The 15504-nt window shown below is 34.5% G+C and carries 16 protein-coding genes; 9 read left to right on the plus strand and 7 right to left on the minus strand.

Features of this window, described 5'->3' with window-relative positions:
• Positions 1-86 precede the first annotated feature (86 nt).
• The 9 genes from LU301_RS10925 to LU301_RS10965 all read left to right on the plus strand — a co-directional run bounded on the left by LU301_RS10925 (position 87) and on the right by LU301_RS10965 (position 9750).
• Complete coding sequence (locus LU301_RS10925) at positions 87-3473, plus strand: DUF6493 family protein (RefSeq protein ID WP_305270735.1); 3387 nt, start codon at positions 87-89, stop codon at positions 3471-3473.
• Between the two features lie 27 nt (positions 3474-3500).
• A complete protein-coding gene (locus LU301_RS10930) occupies positions 3501-4832 on the plus strand; it encodes an SWIM zinc finger family protein (RefSeq protein ID WP_305270737.1) in 1332 nt (443 codons plus the stop codon).
• Positions 4833-4938: 106 nt separating this feature from the next.
• Positions 4939-6432, plus strand: a complete 1494-nt coding sequence (gene gltX, locus LU301_RS10935; RefSeq protein ID WP_305270739.1) for a glutamate--tRNA ligase — start codon at positions 4939-4941, stop codon at positions 6430-6432.
• Between the two features lie 191 nt (positions 6433-6623).
• Complete coding sequence (locus tag LU301_RS10940) at positions 6624-7034, plus strand: rhodanese-like domain-containing protein (RefSeq protein ID WP_305270741.1); 411 nt, start codon at positions 6624-6626, stop codon at positions 7032-7034.
• Positions 7035-7066: 32 nt separating this feature from the next.
• Positions 7067-7324, plus strand: a complete 258-nt coding sequence (gene grxC, locus LU301_RS10945; protein WP_305270743.1) for a glutaredoxin 3 — start codon at positions 7067-7069, stop codon at positions 7322-7324.
• Positions 7325-7371: 47 nt separating this feature from the next.
• Complete coding sequence (secB, locus tag LU301_RS10950; RefSeq protein ID WP_305270746.1) at positions 7372-7818, plus strand: protein-export chaperone SecB; 447 nt, start codon at positions 7372-7374, stop codon at positions 7816-7818.
• Positions 7819-7874: 56 nt separating this feature from the next.
• Entirely contained in the window at positions 7875-8906 is a 1032-nt protein-coding gene (gene mutY / locus LU301_RS10955; protein ID WP_305274074.1) for an A/G-specific adenine glycosylase, read from the plus strand.
• Between the two features lie 25 nt (positions 8907-8931).
• A complete protein-coding gene (locus tag LU301_RS10960) occupies positions 8932-9183 on the plus strand; it encodes a hypothetical protein (protein WP_305270747.1) in 252 nt (83 codons plus the stop codon).
• Positions 9184-9195: 12 nt separating this feature from the next.
• Positions 9196-9750: a DNA-3-methyladenine glycosylase I gene (locus LU301_RS10965; RefSeq protein ID WP_305270748.1), complete on the plus strand. Its 555-nt coding sequence runs from the start codon at positions 9196-9198 to the stop codon at positions 9748-9750.
• Between the two features lie 9 nt (positions 9751-9759).
• Here LU301_RS10965 and LU301_RS10970 read toward each other — a convergent pair whose 3' ends face one another.
• The 7 genes from LU301_RS10970 to glmM all read right to left on the minus strand — a co-directional run bounded on the left by LU301_RS10970 (position 9760) and on the right by glmM (position 15337).
• Positions 9760-10203 carry a type IV secretion protein Rhs gene (locus LU301_RS10970; protein WP_305270750.1) on the minus strand — a complete coding sequence of 148 codons (444 nt, stop codon included), beginning with the start codon at positions 10201-10203 and terminating at the stop codon, positions 9760-9762.
• Positions 10200-11078, minus strand: coding sequence for a DMT family transporter (locus tag LU301_RS10975; protein WP_305270752.1), 879 nt, complete (start codon positions 11076-11078; stop codon positions 10200-10202). The genes LU301_RS10970 and LU301_RS10975 overlap by 4 nt, the downstream gene beginning before the upstream one ends.
• Positions 11079-11086: 8 nt before the next feature.
• Entirely contained in the window at positions 11087-11809 is a 723-nt protein-coding gene (locus LU301_RS10980) for a YciK family oxidoreductase (protein WP_305270754.1), read from the minus strand.
• Between the two features lie 16 nt (positions 11810-11825).
• Complete coding sequence (locus LU301_RS10985) at positions 11826-12497, minus strand: HAD family hydrolase (protein WP_305270756.1); 672 nt, start codon at positions 12495-12497, stop codon at positions 11826-11828.
• 5 nt (positions 12498-12502) lie between these two features.
• Complete coding sequence (gene ubiG, locus LU301_RS10990) at positions 12503-13213, minus strand: bifunctional 2-polyprenyl-6-hydroxyphenol methylase/3-demethylubiquinol 3-O-methyltransferase UbiG (protein ID WP_305270758.1); 711 nt, start codon at positions 13211-13213, stop codon at positions 12503-12505.
• Positions 13214-13334: 121 nt separating this feature from the next.
• Positions 13335-13997 (minus strand): pyridoxamine 5'-phosphate oxidase, encoded by a 663-nt coding sequence (gene pdxH, locus LU301_RS10995; RefSeq protein WP_305274076.1) that lies wholly within the window; start codon positions 13995-13997, stop codon positions 13335-13337.
• The gene (glmM, locus tag LU301_RS11000; protein ID WP_305270760.1) at positions 13994-15337 is read right to left on the minus strand and encodes a phosphoglucosamine mutase; all 1344 of its coding nucleotides are present in this window, start codon (positions 15335-15337) and stop codon (positions 13994-13996) included. Before glmM ends, pdxH begins: the two co-directional genes overlap by 4 nt.
• Positions 15338-15504 lie beyond the last annotated feature (167 nt).

The raw sequence follows: 15504 nt of genomic DNA on the forward strand, positions 1-15504 counted from the left end.
TTAAACAAAAAATATTCTATACAAGCATTTTAATCTATGATACAGTTAAAAAATATTCTAAAACACCCACGAATTAGGAGCATATCATGAGCACTTATTTGACCTATGTTGATGGCACTTCTGCTAAATTTTGGCAGATTCACGTTGATGGATGCTCACACACGGTTACTTTTGGTAAAATTGGCACGACTGGACAAAGCAAAACCAAAACTTTTGATGATGAAACCGCGTGCCAAAAAGATGCCGATAAACTCATTAAAGCGAAAAAAGCCAAAGGTTATAGCGAAGATGGTACGCCTGTTCAGCCATCGACAAGCAAGCCAAATCAAAAAAATAATACTGACAAAACCGCTATTTTTGCAGAATTTGATGAAATCATTAAAAATGGCGATTTAAATCAAGTTGTACCTTTTTTAACTGCTCACAAAAATGGCAATGTCAGCGAGCTTAAAAAGCGTTTAAATAAAGCTCGTCATTATTATTTGGATTGGCAAGATTTAAACCCAACAGGTAAAAGTGATTGGGGAAGACGTGGCGATGCCAATCATGAACGTATGCTATTTTGTTTAGCACTCGGTTTATTATCAGCCAGTGATTTTAACGGACGTTGGTTTGATTGTTTTATTTCAGTTTTACGTTATATGGATGACCCTAAATTTTATACCATAAAAGATTATAAAAATAATAGCTATCAAATGGTTTTTGATATCATTAAACATTTTGAATTTAAAGAGTTATTTAATGCGTATTTTGCTGAGAGTATTAAACAAGATTTGGGTGGTGTGGACTATTGGATATTACACAAATTAGAAACCCATGATTTAATTGATTATCATGCTCAATCTTTTGCCAGTGGCTTAGCCGTGAGTAGTTTACCTAAAACCCTAAACTGGGAATATAAACTTAACTTAGATGAATATCGTGAACAATTTTTAGGATTAGATATTCCAAGTCGTGATTTAAAGAGTTTATTTGAATATGAAACCAATATTTCATGGGATTATATACATGGATTAAATATTCCAAAAGAATATAAATCATCAACTTGGCAATATGTTACAGAACATGGCGGGAATTGGCTCTATTTACTCCCTAAATTTATTGAACAAGGTCAATTAGAGCGTGATTGGGTATTACAAAAATGTATCGAAATTCAATCGAATTTTTGGAAACAAACCACCAAAAAGTTTTATAAAGATTTATTTAAAGCCTTAAATCCAACAGAACAAGAGCTATTAAATTTACAAGACAGTTTATTTATGTTGTTGCAACACGAATTAAAACCAACTGTCAATTTTGCCCTTGATAGCTTAAAACCATTGATTCATCATCAAGCGTTTAATTTTGCAGAGTTTATGACCTTTATTGCACCAATGATGATGAATGGCGAATTTAAAAACTCAATTAAAAGCCTTTTAACGCAATTTGATAAAATCTTAAAAACTCATCCGCAACACATGACTTTGATTTATCCATCATTATGTCATGTATTATTTATCAATGATTTATCTTTACAAGAAAAAGCAGCTAAATTATTGGTCAAATATGCCAATCAAGATACATTGGGCGATGATTGGGACAATTTAATTAGCCATATTGAAACATTATTTGATAGTTTACCGAATGATATTAAAGCTTTATTAGCACCACTTTATCAAACACAAGATGAGATAAATGAGTCAAAGACAGAGCATATTATACAAAATTTATTGTCAGATATGACTTATCATTATGACCCTATGGTACGTCTTGATTATTTTGCTGATGATAAAAAGATAAATTTATATTCAGAATTTAATGATATTTTATTTAATTTTGGGCAGTTGGAATATTCTAACAATCCGATCGATTTTGAAATATTTATGGCAAGCTGGTTACAGTTAAAAGCCAATCAACAATTTCCAAGCGATTATATCGAACAACTGCAAAGTGTTTTAAGTAAATATCGTCATCAATGGTTTAATCATGGCTTATTCTGCCTATTTAAAAATGAATTTATTAACGAGATTTTCCAAAATAAAGATGAGAAAACTAATTTTAGTTTTAATGACTTTAAATTTATGTTTTCTTATTATGAATTAGTTAATAAATTTATTGCGTTAAATCAACAAAATCAAACTTTGCCGTTATTATCCACACCAACGCATTTTCCTGCATTTATTCAGCCAAAAACATTGGTTGAACGCTTAATCGCTTATCAAAATGCCAATATTGAGATTGATTTAACCGATTATGCGATTGCTCTTGCTCGTATGCCACGAGTGGATATTGAACCTGCGATTGAATTATTATCTGAAATTAAAAATGAGTTGATTGTAGAGAGTTTAAAGTTTGCTTTTGGTTTAATTAAAATCACAGAAACTGTACCATCAATTCAGCAAATGCAACTAATGGGGGTAGAACGTAGTCAAGAACAGATTGATAAACTCAATGCGAATATTATTGAACGTGAAAATAAACTCGCTGATATGAGTCATAATCAAAATATCGCCAAAGGATTATTGGATAAAGCTAAAAAAGCCATTGAAAATACCGTCAAAGCATTTGATGGTAGTCATAAAAAGAGCCATTATCAAGGTTGGCGTGGCGTGTTTGCAACCATTGCGAAAACACACCATTTAAATATTGAGTTCGATTATCAGCATCATGATGCTCGATATTTTGATAGAGTGATTGATAATCATGCAACTGGTTCAGATTATGAGTATAAACCGATTATCAATTACGATTATGATTACAAAAATCGTAAACAAATTGTCGAAGAAACGGGGCATTATGAAATTCGATTTAAAGTGAAAGAGTATTTTAGATTAGCTCATACTAGCGATATTTATCGCCAATGTGGTCATTATATCAATAGAAATATTTATTTAGATAGTTATTATACTTCGATGATATTATTGCCAAAATTTTTAACACCACTCAATCAAACAGATTATGATAAATATTTGGCAAGTTATACCTTTTCTGATGAATATGCGTTTGATAAATATACCTTGCCGATACTTGAACGCTTAATGTCAGAAGATTATCCATATAATGCTTATACCCAATTTATTTTGGTGGCGTGTTTATTTGCCAAAGATAAAGCTGTCAGATTGGCGGGTATTGATGCGATTATTTTTGCAATTTCACATTTTAAACTCGACCCAAATATGTTTGCACAACATAGCAGTCAATGGATTCAACATTTTTCCGCACCATTTAGCCGATATGTGGAATGTATAACACAGTTATCGCAATATGAGTCGATTTATCAAAAAGTTGTGTTAGATGTGATTGAAAAAACTATCGTGCAGATTGAGTTTAAAGATAAATTACCAACCAATTTTAAAAAGTATTTGGAAATTTATTATCTGTTATTATCCAGCTTAAATAAAAAATCAGATAAAAACGTCATCGATAAATTACAACAATGGTTGGAAATTTCTAATTCCATTAAAACCATTGTGGGGAAAATTGGGAAATTGTAAAGCAGTTTTAATGTATAGGAATATATTATGTCTGATATTTTAGATTTTAGCTATTCAACATCTAGCCGTCTCATTAAAAAACCATCATTTCAAGAGTTGGTATTATCGCACCACACAGAAATTGAAGAGTTGGCTAATATTCCCTGTTTCTTTTGGGGAGAAATGAAAGCCCCAGTTTTAACTGCTAAGGCATTATTATGTCTTAGTAAAGTGGTTCGGTCAAGTTTTGCCCCAATTCCTGTGCGATTATTAGACCCGATTATTACCGCAGGGCAAAATGAATTACGTTTTGAAGGATTTTCATCATGCAATGGTGTATATGCTCGTTTAGATATATTATCTGATGCGATGGACGGTGAATTTATTGCACATGGCACGACCAATGTTGATTTTAATGAACCAATGATTAACGCTTTAAATGCGGTGAAAAAAAGTGAATTAATGATGATTGGCGTGGGTGATAAAGAAGTGAATATCAGCACCAAACAAGGTAATGTTCAAGAGAAAAAAGTGAAATTACCTGACCGTTGGATTAAAGGTTTAACCAGCGTGCAAGTTTATTTATCGGAAATGGACGAAATTTTCCGTTTAAATAAATTACAAGTCATGCAATTTTTTGCATCATTACCAAAATCAAAAAATACCAATATGTATTTGTTAATGCGTGCTAATCGTGTTATGTTTACGCCAATTTATTCAGCAAATAGTATTAAAATTGGCGGTATTGAACGTTTAAGATTATTAGAAATGTTATTGCCTTATATTGAGGAAATGGTCTTTTTCCAAAATGAACAATCGGAAAGTATGGCAGTACAACTTTATATGAACAATATGCGATTTACCTTTGCCTTATCTCCTGAAAATAATCGTGGTTTTTCTGGCGAAGGGAATATTTTGGAGAAAATGACCGCCGAATTACCGACTGAATATATTTATGCGTTTAATCATCTATTAAAAAGCAATGAAACTTTTAATCCAACTTTATTATCGATAGAACATCAAATTGATTTTAACAGTACCGAAAGTTTAACGGCAACATTATCAGCAATGGGATTATTAGGTTTTGATTTATATCAACGTCAATATTATTATCGCCGTTTGCCTTTTAAAATGGAAAAGATATTATCGCTCAATCCACGTTTAAAAAATGCCAAAAAACTCATCAGCGATGAAAATATCCACATCATCAGCCGAACACACGATGAAGTGGTTGCTAAAGTCAAAGGTACTGATGTTGAACATACAGTTGTTATCAGAGGTAATGAATCAAAATGTACTTGCCAATGGTATGCAAAACATCAAAATCAACGTGGGTTATGTAAGCATATTTTAGCGGTAAAATTAGTGCAACATCCATAATTTAAAATTTAAACGTATTTCAGTAATTTTACGCTTTTTCATTTGTCAGTATTTCTCTAAAGGTCTATAATATCTTAAATTTTTAAACCATTTTGAAGAATATTTTATGACCGTTCGTACTCGTATTGCCCCAAGTCCAACAGGTTTTCCACACGTTGGCACAGCGTATATTGCCTTATTTAATTTATGTTTCGCCAAACAACATGGCGGTGAATTTATTTTGCGTATTGAAGATACTGACCAACTGCGTTCAACGCCTGAAAGTGAAAAAATGATTTTAGATTCATTGCGTTGGCTTGGTTTAAACTGGTCGGAAGGTCCTGATATTGGCGGTAAACACGCCCCATATCGTCAATCTGAACGTATGGATATTTATAAAAAATATGCCCTTGAATTGGTCGAAAAAGGACACGCCTTTTACTGTTTTGCCACTGCAGAAGAATTAGACCAAATGCGTGCCGAACAACAGGCTCGTGGCGAAACACCAAAATATGATGGACGTGGTTTATTGTTATCAGAAGATGAAGTCAAACAACGTCTTGCCAATGGCGAACCGCACGTGATTCGTATGAAAGTGCCAACTGAAGGTGTGTGTAAATTCAATGATATGTTGCGTGGAGAAGTGGAAATTCCTTGGTCGCAAGTGGATATGCAAATTTTACTAAAAACTGATGGCTTACCGACTTATCATCTTGCCAATGTGGTGGATGATCATTTGATGGAAATTACTCACGTTATTCGTGGTGAAGAATGGATTCCGTCAGCACCAAAACATCAGCTTTTGTATCAATATTTTGGTTGGCAAATGCCGATTTTATGTCATATGCCATTATTGCGTAATCCTGATAAATCAAAATTATCAAAACGTAAAAACCCAACATCTATCAATTATTATAAAGATATTGGTGTATTGCCTGAAGCCTTATTAAATTATTTAGGGCGTATGGGTTGGTCAATGCCTGATGAACGTGAAATTTTTAGTTTAAATGACATGATTGAACATTTTGATATTCAACGTGTTTCATTGGGCGGTCCAATTTTTGATGTTGAAAAATTACATTGGCTGAATGGTCAATATATCAAAAATATGTCGCCGAATGATTTGCTAAATACCTTATTATCTTGGCAAGGTTCTCGTGATAAATTATTAGATATTGTTACCGCAATTCAACCACGTATCAATTTATTATCAGAAGCAGTGAATTGGTCGGCATTTTATTTTAATCATATGCCAAATATTACTGCGGAACAATTTGAATCGAAAAAACTCACGCCTGAACAAGTGCGTCAAAGTTTACAATTTGCGATTTGGCGTTTAGAAAGTTTATTCACTTGGAATAATGACACAGTGAGTAAAACCTTGATGGATTTAGCCAATCAAATGGGCATTAAATTGCGTGATTTTATGCCAACATTCTTTATTGCAATTGCAGGTTCGACCAGTTCAACGCCTGTGATGCAATCGATGGTAACGATTGGTCCTGATTTAACTTTTGCGCGTTTGCGTCATGCGTTAAATATTTTAGGTGAACCATCGAAAAAAGAAACTAAAGAATGGGAAAAGCTCAATGAGCAATTAAAATCGCAAGTTAATGAATAATTAACAATTATTCATTAAAGGTGGTTTATGAATAAACCACCTTTTATATTTGGAATAAATACGCTAAACCATCACAAATGATGTAAAAAATTTGTCATGACCTTGTAATTAGGGCTATATAACCCAATTAATATTGTTTATACTATAGCATTATTTTTTATGATTGATATTTAAATAGATTTAGGTGAGCTGTGGAACGTTGGTTTCAATTTATGGGCAATCATCCCATCTTATTTGGTGTTTTTTTTGCATTAATTACTGCCTATTGGTTTATGGAAATGCAACGTAGTGGACGTAAAATTTCATCACACTCACTTGGGGTTTTGATGAAATCTAAAAACGCTATGGTTATTGACCTACGAGATAACAAAGATTTTCGTGATGGACATATCAGTGGTAGTCGTAATATTCCATATAGCCAATTAAGTAAACATATTGATGAGTTAAAAACAGCTGAACGTCCATTGGTATTTGTTTGTAACTTAGGTCATGTGGCGGGTAGTGCTTTAGCACAAGTCGGTTATGCCGATAGCTATCGTTTAGATGGCGGTATTACCCAGTGGAAAGCCGATGGTTTACCATTAGTCAAAGCGAAAAAATAATTGTTAATTTAATTTTAAATGAGGATACCAAAATGTCTGCAAAAGTTGTTATTTACACCACCCCAACCTGCCCTTATTGTATGCGTGCTAAAGCATTACTTGACAGTAAAGGCGTAAACTATGAAAACATCGATTTATCACAACACGCTCCTGAAGTTCGTGCTGAATTAACACAACGTACAGGTTCTCGTACAGTACCACAAATTTTTATTAATGACCAATTTGTTGGTGGTTGTGATGATATTCATGCCTTAGACCGTGAAGGCAAACTCGATGCTTTATTAGCTTAATAAGCTAGTGATTTGATTGTAAAACCATATTGATAGGAATGAATCCCATGAGTGAACAAGAGAAACAACTTGCTCTTGCATTAGAACGTATTTATATCAAAGATGCATCTTTTGAATTACCAAGTGCTGAAGTATTTACTAAACAATGGAATCCAGAACTTGATATCAAAATGAGTTCTACCGCAGAACAAGTGAGCCCAACACATTTTGAAGTTACACTTAAAGCCGTTGTTGAAGCAAAAAATGATAATTCAACTGCATTTATTGCTGATGTAACACAAGCAGGTATTTTCTTAATTGATAATGCTGAAGAAGAACGTTTACCTTATTTATTAGGGGCTTATATTCCTAATATTTTATTCCCGTTCTTACGTGAAGCTATCAATGATTTAGTAGTTAAAGGCAGTTTCCCACAATTACTTTTAACACCTATCGATTTTGATGCACAATTCCAAGAAAATATGCAACAATTAGCTGCACAAAATCAAGCCTAAATTTTAGCCTTGAATAAAACGTCCAATAGATTATTGGGCGTTTTTATATTATGTATATGACTGATATTATTCATTATTTTCAACATCATTTGCTTACATGGTTTGATCAACACGGTCGCCATGACCTACCTTGGCAAGTCGCTGATGACCCTTATAAAGTTTGGGTCTCTGAAATCATGTTACAACAAACCCAAGTCAAAACCGTACTCAATTATTATCCAAAATTTATTGAACGTTTCCCTACCGTTGCCGATTTAGCCCAAGCGGATTGGGAAGATGTTGCACCCTATTGGGCTGGTTTAGGCTATTATGCACGAGCAAGAAATTTACATAAAGCCAGTCAAATAGTTCATCAACAAGGTTATTTTCCTAAAACTGCTGATGAATGGCAACAACTATCAGGCATTGGACGCTCAACCGCAGGAGCATTGATGTCTTTAGGTTTAAGACAATATGGTGTGATTTTAGATGGCAATGTCAAACGTGTATTAGCCCGTTTTTTTGCGATAGAAGATGATTTAAGCAAGCCTATTCATGACAAACGTATGTGGCAATTAGCAGAACAACTTTGTCCACAATATCGCAATGCGGATTATACTCAAGCGATTATGGATTTAGGTGCAACCATTTGCACACCCAAAAAAGCATTGTGTATTTATTGTCCATTACAACCAAAATGTCAGGCTTTTGCACAAGGTCTGGTTGATGAATTACCATTCAAAAAAGCTAAAACAGCCGTGCCAATCCGTTATGCTCATGTCCTTATTTTACAACATCAACAACAATGGTTATGGCAACAACGCCCTTTAACTGGTTTATGGGGTGGTTTGTGGTGTCTACCCATTGTACAAGATGATGATGAACTTTATCAGCATATTTTAGCACTTGATTTAAAAACAGATGTTGATAATATTACCATATCACATAGTTTTACGCATTTTACATGGCAATTAGCCATAAAAATGTTTCACGTGGAACATTTAGCCCAACTACCTAGCCATTTAACAGGTGAATGGTTGGAAATTAATCAAATCCAACAAAAAGCTATACCTACCGCAATGCAAAAAGTCATTTCTGCGGTACAATAAGCAAACTAAATTGTGAGAATAGATTATGCTTGAACAACTGATTGAATTTGCAGAGCTTGGCAATCAACATAAAATTATTTGTCAAACGCCATCAGGGAAACCTGCTGAATATCAGGGCTGGATTATGGAAATTACAGATGATTCCTTACTCATTAGTACAGGTTTTGGCGATAAAAATAGTAAAGATATTTGGATTAAATTTGAGCAATTAAACCAAGCTCAATTTTTCTATTGGCACCATCAAACGAGTGCATGGCAACCGTTTTTCTTGAAATAAAAGTATTAATTGATGATGGTACAACGTTGCTCTTGGGTAGGTCATAGCGAAATTTATCAACATTATCATGACCATGAATGGGGAAAGCCTTGTTTTGATGAGCATTTATTATTTGAACAATTATGCTTAGAAGGTCAGCAAGCAGGGCTATCATGGATTACTGTACTCAAGAAGCGAGAATGTTATCGTCAGCATTTTTTCAATTATAGTATTGCAGAAATTGCTCAATTTTCTGATGAATTATTAGCAGAAAAATGCAAAGATACTGGTTTAATTCGACATTTAGCTAAACTCACAGCTATTCGTGATAATGCCCAAGCATGGTTAAAATTACAACAGCAAGGTATCGATGTAGTGAATTGGTTATGGCATTTTGTCAAACATCAACCGATTATTCATCATGAAAATGAAATCATCACACAAAACGAAATCAGCCAAACTATGTCTAAACAACTGAAAAAGCATGGCTTCAAATTTGTTGGAGCGACCACGTGTTATGCATTTATGCAAGCGGTCGGTATGGTTGATGACCATCAAAACCATTGTTTTTGTAAAAGTAAAATGTAACATCCACCATTATTGTACAAATGGAATGCATTGTTTTAAATCATCACACGGTAAATTTTGTCGCATTTTTAAGAAATAATCTTGTACCATCTGTGCTTGTTGCTCAATACCATATTGATAAAATGATTTATCTTGTGATAAACGATAGCGATAACGGCGGTCAAAAATCGCTCTACGCACCACTTTCATGCCTTGTTGAATTTGCCATACATGCACCAATTCATGAATTAGCCAACTTTGTATAGCGAGATTTTGTTGAGAAAAATCATCACAATAATCGGCAATATTAAAATAAATATTACCATTTGGACTCATAGCATAACCTTTTAAAATGAGCCGATGGGCAATGATTTTGATATCATCTAACTGTAAATTTTGGGCAAAAACTTCTTGTGCTAATGCACGTTCCCCTTGTGTGAGTAATCTTTTCTGTAATATAAAATATCCCATCATGACCACACCACTAAAATTGCAGCAACCACAATCAATAATAAGCCGATTAAATCTTGTTGTTTTAGACGTTCTTTAAAAATAAAAAACGAAATCATCAACATAAATAAAACTTCAATTTGTCCTACCGTTTTAACAAATGCAACGTGTTGCAAACTCATGGCACTAAACCAACCTACCGAGCCGAAAAATGAAAATACACTTGTTGCAATGGTTAAAGCAGGATAATGCATTAATTTTATTAAAGTATCTCGCTGTTTTATCCATAAATACAATGTTAAACTTAAAGCCTGTAAACTAATCACACAAAATAATACCCAAGATGCTGACACCAAAGCAGGCAAATTGAGCAACAAACTTGCTTCTCGTACAAATAATGATGTTAAAGCAAAACTTAAACCACTTGCCAAACCAAGCAACAAGGTTTTCCACGAAAACTGACGTAAATTATTCACACCCGTCATTAAGAATATAGCAACACCACCAATCACAATGCCCAACCAACCTAAGGCATTAATCTGTGTTCCAAATAAGGTTACGCCTAAAATTGCCGCTAAAACCGCTTCACTTTTGGCTAAACCTGCTCCAATCGCATAATTTTTTAATCGAAATAATACGACCATTAAAGCTGTAGCGATAATTTGTGCTGCTGAAGCCAATAAAATATAGATAATAAATGATGATGAAAATTGGGGAATAATTAGACTTGGCTGATATTGATAATGAAAGCATAAATAAGCCAAAGCCAATGGAACAGCAAAAATAAATCGTGCCAAAGTTACACCTAAAACAGGCACATACACACTTAGCTGTTTTTGAAAAGCATTACGCCCTGCCTGCATAAAGCCAGCAAATACACTTAATAAAACCCATAACATTCAATAACTTACCAAGTTTGAGCATCGATACTCTGCCCTTTTATAGTTTGACTATCATCACTCATCAACCAAATATAGCGGGGTACTAATTGTTCTGCTGTAACTAAACTATCAGGATTTTCATCGGGAAATGCCATTGCTCGCATAGCGGTGCGTGTCGCCCCGGGATTAATACAATTATAGCGAATATTGCCATACTGATTTTCTAAATGTAATAATTGACAAATTTGCTCAGTCGCAATTTTGGATAAACTATAAGCACCCCATGTTGCACGCACCGCTCGACCTACGCCTGAACTAGTAAAAATTACCGAAGCCGATATAGATTGTTTTAATAAGGGCAATAAAGCTTGCGTTAAAAATAATGGTGCTTGTACATTCACTTGCATCACGTCTTGCCAAATATCAGCAGGATAGTCGATTAAATGTTCTCGTAAACCTAAAATCCCTGCATTATGTAAAATACCATCTAAGCATTTGAATTTTAATGCTAATTTTTGATATATCTGTTGATAATCTTGTGTAGTCGCCAATAAAAAATCCAGTACAAGTAATTCAGACATTTGTCCTGTCGTTTGATAAATCTGTTCAGCAACAGCCTGTAATTTTTCACCATTACGCCCATGTAAAATCAGCGTTGCACCTTGTTGGGCATAACTTTGTGCCATGACTTTACCAATACCATCACTCGCACCAGTAACTAAAATAATTTTATCTTTTAATCGTGCCATAAGCCAACCACAAATATCAAGTGATTCGTTTTAAAATGGCTTGATGTAAAGTAGCCACATCTGCCACAATTTCATCAGCTTGCCAAGACAACAAATCATCACGGCGGTCTAATGGTAAATAACCATAACTCGCTAACATGGTGTACATTTGAGCATTACGTCCAGCTTCAATATCTCGTGGGTGGTCGCCAACATAAATACATTGCTCAGGTGCAATATCTAATTGTTTACACGCCAAATACATCGGTTCTGGGTCGGGTTTGGTTTTACTCACATCTTCAGGGCAAACCAAAACCGCACAACGCTCAGTTAAATTTAACGATTTTAATAATAATTCAGTTAAATAACGTGGCTTATTGGTTACAATGCCCCACGCAATATCACGCTGTTCTAAATCAAGTAACAATTCATTCATACCATCAAATAATGTGGTATCTACACAGATATTTTGCTCATAAATATCCAAAAATTGTTGGCGATATTGCCATAATTCTGCACTATCTAAAGCCAAATTTGGATACAATAAATGTACCATCGCTCGTCCACCTTCAGAGACTTGACTGCGAATTAAATCATCATCTAATCGTGCTAAACCTTGCTGTTGAGCCATGTGTTGAATGATACGAATAAAGTCTTTGGCGGTATCTATCAACGTCCCATCTAAATCAAATAATACAGCTTGTTTCATCATTATTATCCTAAATTTTGCGTATAAACCATATAATTTACATCAATATTACCACCCAAATGATAACGCTTAATAATCGGATTATAATGCAATCCTGTCATATCTTTTAAAGTTAAACCAGCGTTGCGAATATCATACGCTAATTCTGATGGTTTAATAAATTTTTTATAATCATGCGTACCTTTAGCCAATAAACGTAACACATATTCCGCACCGATAATCATCAATAAATAGGCTTTAGCATTACGATTAATAGTCGAAAAAAATACATGTCCATTGGGTTTTACTAATTTTTGGCAAGCTTGAATCACCGAAGCAGGGTTTGGTACATGCTCTAACATTTCCATACACGTTACGACATCAAATTGTCCTGCATGGGTTTCAGCTAATTGTTCCACAGGAATACATTGATATTGTACCGTATTCACCTGTTGTTGTTGTGCATGAATTTGTGCAACTTTTAAACTTTCTTCTGCTAAATCAATGCCAAGTACATCAGCACCACGTCGAGCCATGCTTTCCGCTAAAATACCACCACCACAGCCTACATCTAATACTTTTTTACCCGCTAAACCATCACAATGCTCATTAATCCAATTTAAACGTAATGGATTAATTTCATGTAAAGGACGAAATTCGGATGTGGTATCCCACCATAAATCAGCAAGTTGGGCAAATTTTTGAATTTCTTGTGGATCGACATTAATAGAACTCATAACTGCTCACGTATATTATTTGGAGAATAAAGCTATTGTACTCTGAAACAAAAAAATTAGCACCTGCTTTAAAATAATTTATCCCCTAAAAAGGGGATAATTCATCTATGATTCACTCACATTAAGGCATGATACGTGATAATAACCACTCACCATTTTCCTGTTTTTCATAAATTAAACGGTCATGCACTCGTGCAGGACGACCCTGCCAAAATTCATAATATTCAGGAATTAAGCGATACCCACCCCAATCATCGGGACGTGGAATTTCTTGACTTTCATCAGCAAATCTTTCTTGCATTTCTGCTAAACGTTGCAATAACAATTCACGGCTTTCAATTTTACCACTTTGTGGTTGGCTAACATACGAACCAATTTGGCTTTCACGTGGACGTTTATGGAAGTAGTCATCTGATTCCTCAGCTGTTATTTTTTCGACACGTCCAAAAATACGAACTTGTGTTTGTAATTTACCCCAGAAAAACAACATTTCCGCATAGGGATTTGCCGCTAAATCTCGTGCTTTTTGGCTATCATAATGAGTATAAAACTCATAACCCTGCTCTGTTGCACCACGCAATAATACAATGCGTGTATGCGGACGACCACGTTCATCAGCTGTTGCTAAAGACATTGCATAAGGTTCATATAAACCCAAATGTAATGCTTCATTCATATGGCTTAAAAACTGCAAATATGGATTAGAATGAACCTCTTCTTCTAACAGTTCACCTTCATCATAATCCATACGCATTCCACTTAAGTCTTTAATCATATCCATCAGTTATTACTCGCTTGTTGTTGAATTTGTTCTGCTAAATGGTGAGCTAATTGTTGCACTTCATTGGCATCATCTGCTTCAACCATCACACGAATAACAGGTTCAGTACCTGATTTACGAATCAGAATACGCCCACGTCCTGCTAATTTTTGCTCAACTTGGTTAAATTGTTCTACCAAACTTGGAATGCTGTACGGGTCTATCATGGTTGATAAACGTACATTCACTAAGGTGCTTGGTAAAGGTTGATAGTCGGCTGTTAATTGATCTAAAGTGGTATTTTGTTCCACCATCACTTTGAGTACTTGGAGTGCTGCGATAATAGCATCACCTGTGGTACTTTTATCTAAAGTTAGAATATGACCTGATTGCTCACCACCAATCGACCAACCTTGCTCTTCTAAAGCCTGCAATACATAACGGTCGCCCACTTTAGCACGCACAAATGGTACACCTGCTTGTTGCATTGCCAATTCTAAAGCCATATTACTCATCACTGTACCCACAATGCCTTGCTGTTTATCTTTGGCTTTACATGCTAAAATGTATAAAATACTATCACCATCAACGATTTTACCATTTTTATCGACCATAATCACACGGTCGGCATCACCATCAAATGCAATGCCTAAATCAGCTTGTTCATCAATAACCGCTTGCTGTAAGTTTTCTGGATGCGTTGAACCACAATTTTGATTAATATTGAGACCATTTGGTTCATCATAAATACTAATAACTTTTGCACCCAACTCACGGAATACCATTGGAGCAACATTGTAAGCAGCACCATTAGCACAATCAACTACAATTTTATATTGACGTAAATTTAAATGATATGGAAATGTTGATTTACAAAACTCGATATAACGTCCATTAGCATCTTTAACACGTACACTCTTCCCTAAGTTTTCCGCATCATCAATCACTAAATCATGAGCAAGTTCTGCATTAATTTCTTCTTGTAAAGCATCTGGTAATTTTTTACCATCTTCTGAGAAAAATTTAATGCCATTATCAGTAAATGGATTATGTGAAGCCGAAATCACAATACCTAAATTCGCATGCAATGCTCTTGTTAAATGTGCAATCGCCGGTGTAGGCAATGGACCTAATAAATGTACATATACGCCAGCCGAGTTTAACCCTGCTTGTAAAGCAGCTTCCAAAATATAACCAGATAAACGTGTATCTTTCCCTAGCACCACTAAAGGTTTACTTTTTTCACTATGACGTTTTAATACCTTGCCTGTTGCAAAGCCTAATTTAAGAGCGAATTCTGGTGTAATTGGAAATTGACCGAATTCACCACGAATACCATCTGTGCCAAAATAGTTTTGGTTCATGATTACACCTGTACTATATGTTGATAGTATAGAAATTATATGCTACTTATGCTAATTAATAAATCAGTTACAGTCTATTTGCTTGAATTTAAATCAATTTTAGACTAAAGTCTGATAAATTAATCTAATCAAAAATATACATAATTAAAGATCTATAGTGAATATAT

Origin of the sequence: Moraxella sp. ZY210820, assembly GCF_030674635.1 — a bacterium.
Lineage (GTDB): Bacteria > Pseudomonadota > Gammaproteobacteria > Pseudomonadales > Moraxellaceae > Acinetobacter.

Excerpts from the sequence above, each read along its gene's own strand:
- LU301_RS10925 (WP_305270735.1), top strand. The coding sequence starts at position 87 with ATGAGCACTTATTTGACCTATGTTGATGGCACTTCTGCTAAATTTTGG.
- LU301_RS10930 (WP_305270737.1), top strand. The coding sequence starts at position 3,501 with ATGTCTGATATTTTAGATTTTAGCTATTCAACATCTAGCCGTCTCATT.
- gltX (WP_305270739.1), top strand. The coding sequence starts at position 4,939 with ATGACCGTTCGTACTCGTATTGCCCCAAGTCCAACAGGTTTTCCACAC.
- grxC (WP_305270743.1), top strand. The coding sequence starts at position 7,067 with ATGTCTGCAAAAGTTGTTATTTACACCACCCCAACCTGCCCTTATTGT.
- secB (WP_305270746.1), top strand. The coding sequence starts at position 7,372 with ATGAGTGAACAAGAGAAACAACTTGCTCTTGCATTAGAACGTATTTAT.
- mutY (WP_305274074.1), top strand. The coding sequence starts at position 7,875 with ATGACTGATATTATTCATTATTTTCAACATCATTTGCTTACATGGTTT.
- LU301_RS10960 (WP_305270747.1), top strand. The coding sequence starts at position 8,932 with ATGCTTGAACAACTGATTGAATTTGCAGAGCTTGGCAATCAACATAAA.
- LU301_RS10965 (WP_305270748.1), top strand. The coding sequence starts at position 9,196 with ATGATGGTACAACGTTGCTCTTGGGTAGGTCATAGCGAAATTTATCAA.
- LU301_RS10970 (WP_305270750.1), bottom strand. The coding sequence starts at position 10,203 with ATGATGGGATATTTTATATTACAGAAAAGATTACTCACACAAGGGGAA.
- LU301_RS10975 (WP_305270752.1), bottom strand. The coding sequence starts at position 11,078 with ATGTTATGGGTTTTATTAAGTGTATTTGCTGGCTTTATGCAGGCAGGG.
- LU301_RS10980 (WP_305270754.1), bottom strand. The coding sequence starts at position 11,809 with ATGGCACGATTAAAAGATAAAATTATTTTAGTTACTGGTGCGAGTGAT.
- LU301_RS10985 (WP_305270756.1), bottom strand. The coding sequence starts at position 12,497 with ATGAAACAAGCTGTATTATTTGATTTAGATGGGACGTTGATAGATACC.
- ubiG (WP_305270758.1), bottom strand. The coding sequence starts at position 13,213 with ATGAGTTCTATTAATGTCGATCCACAAGAAATTCAAAAATTTGCCCAA.
- glmM (WP_305270760.1), bottom strand. The coding sequence starts at position 15,337 with ATGAACCAAAACTATTTTGGCACAGATGGTATTCGTGGTGAATTCGGT.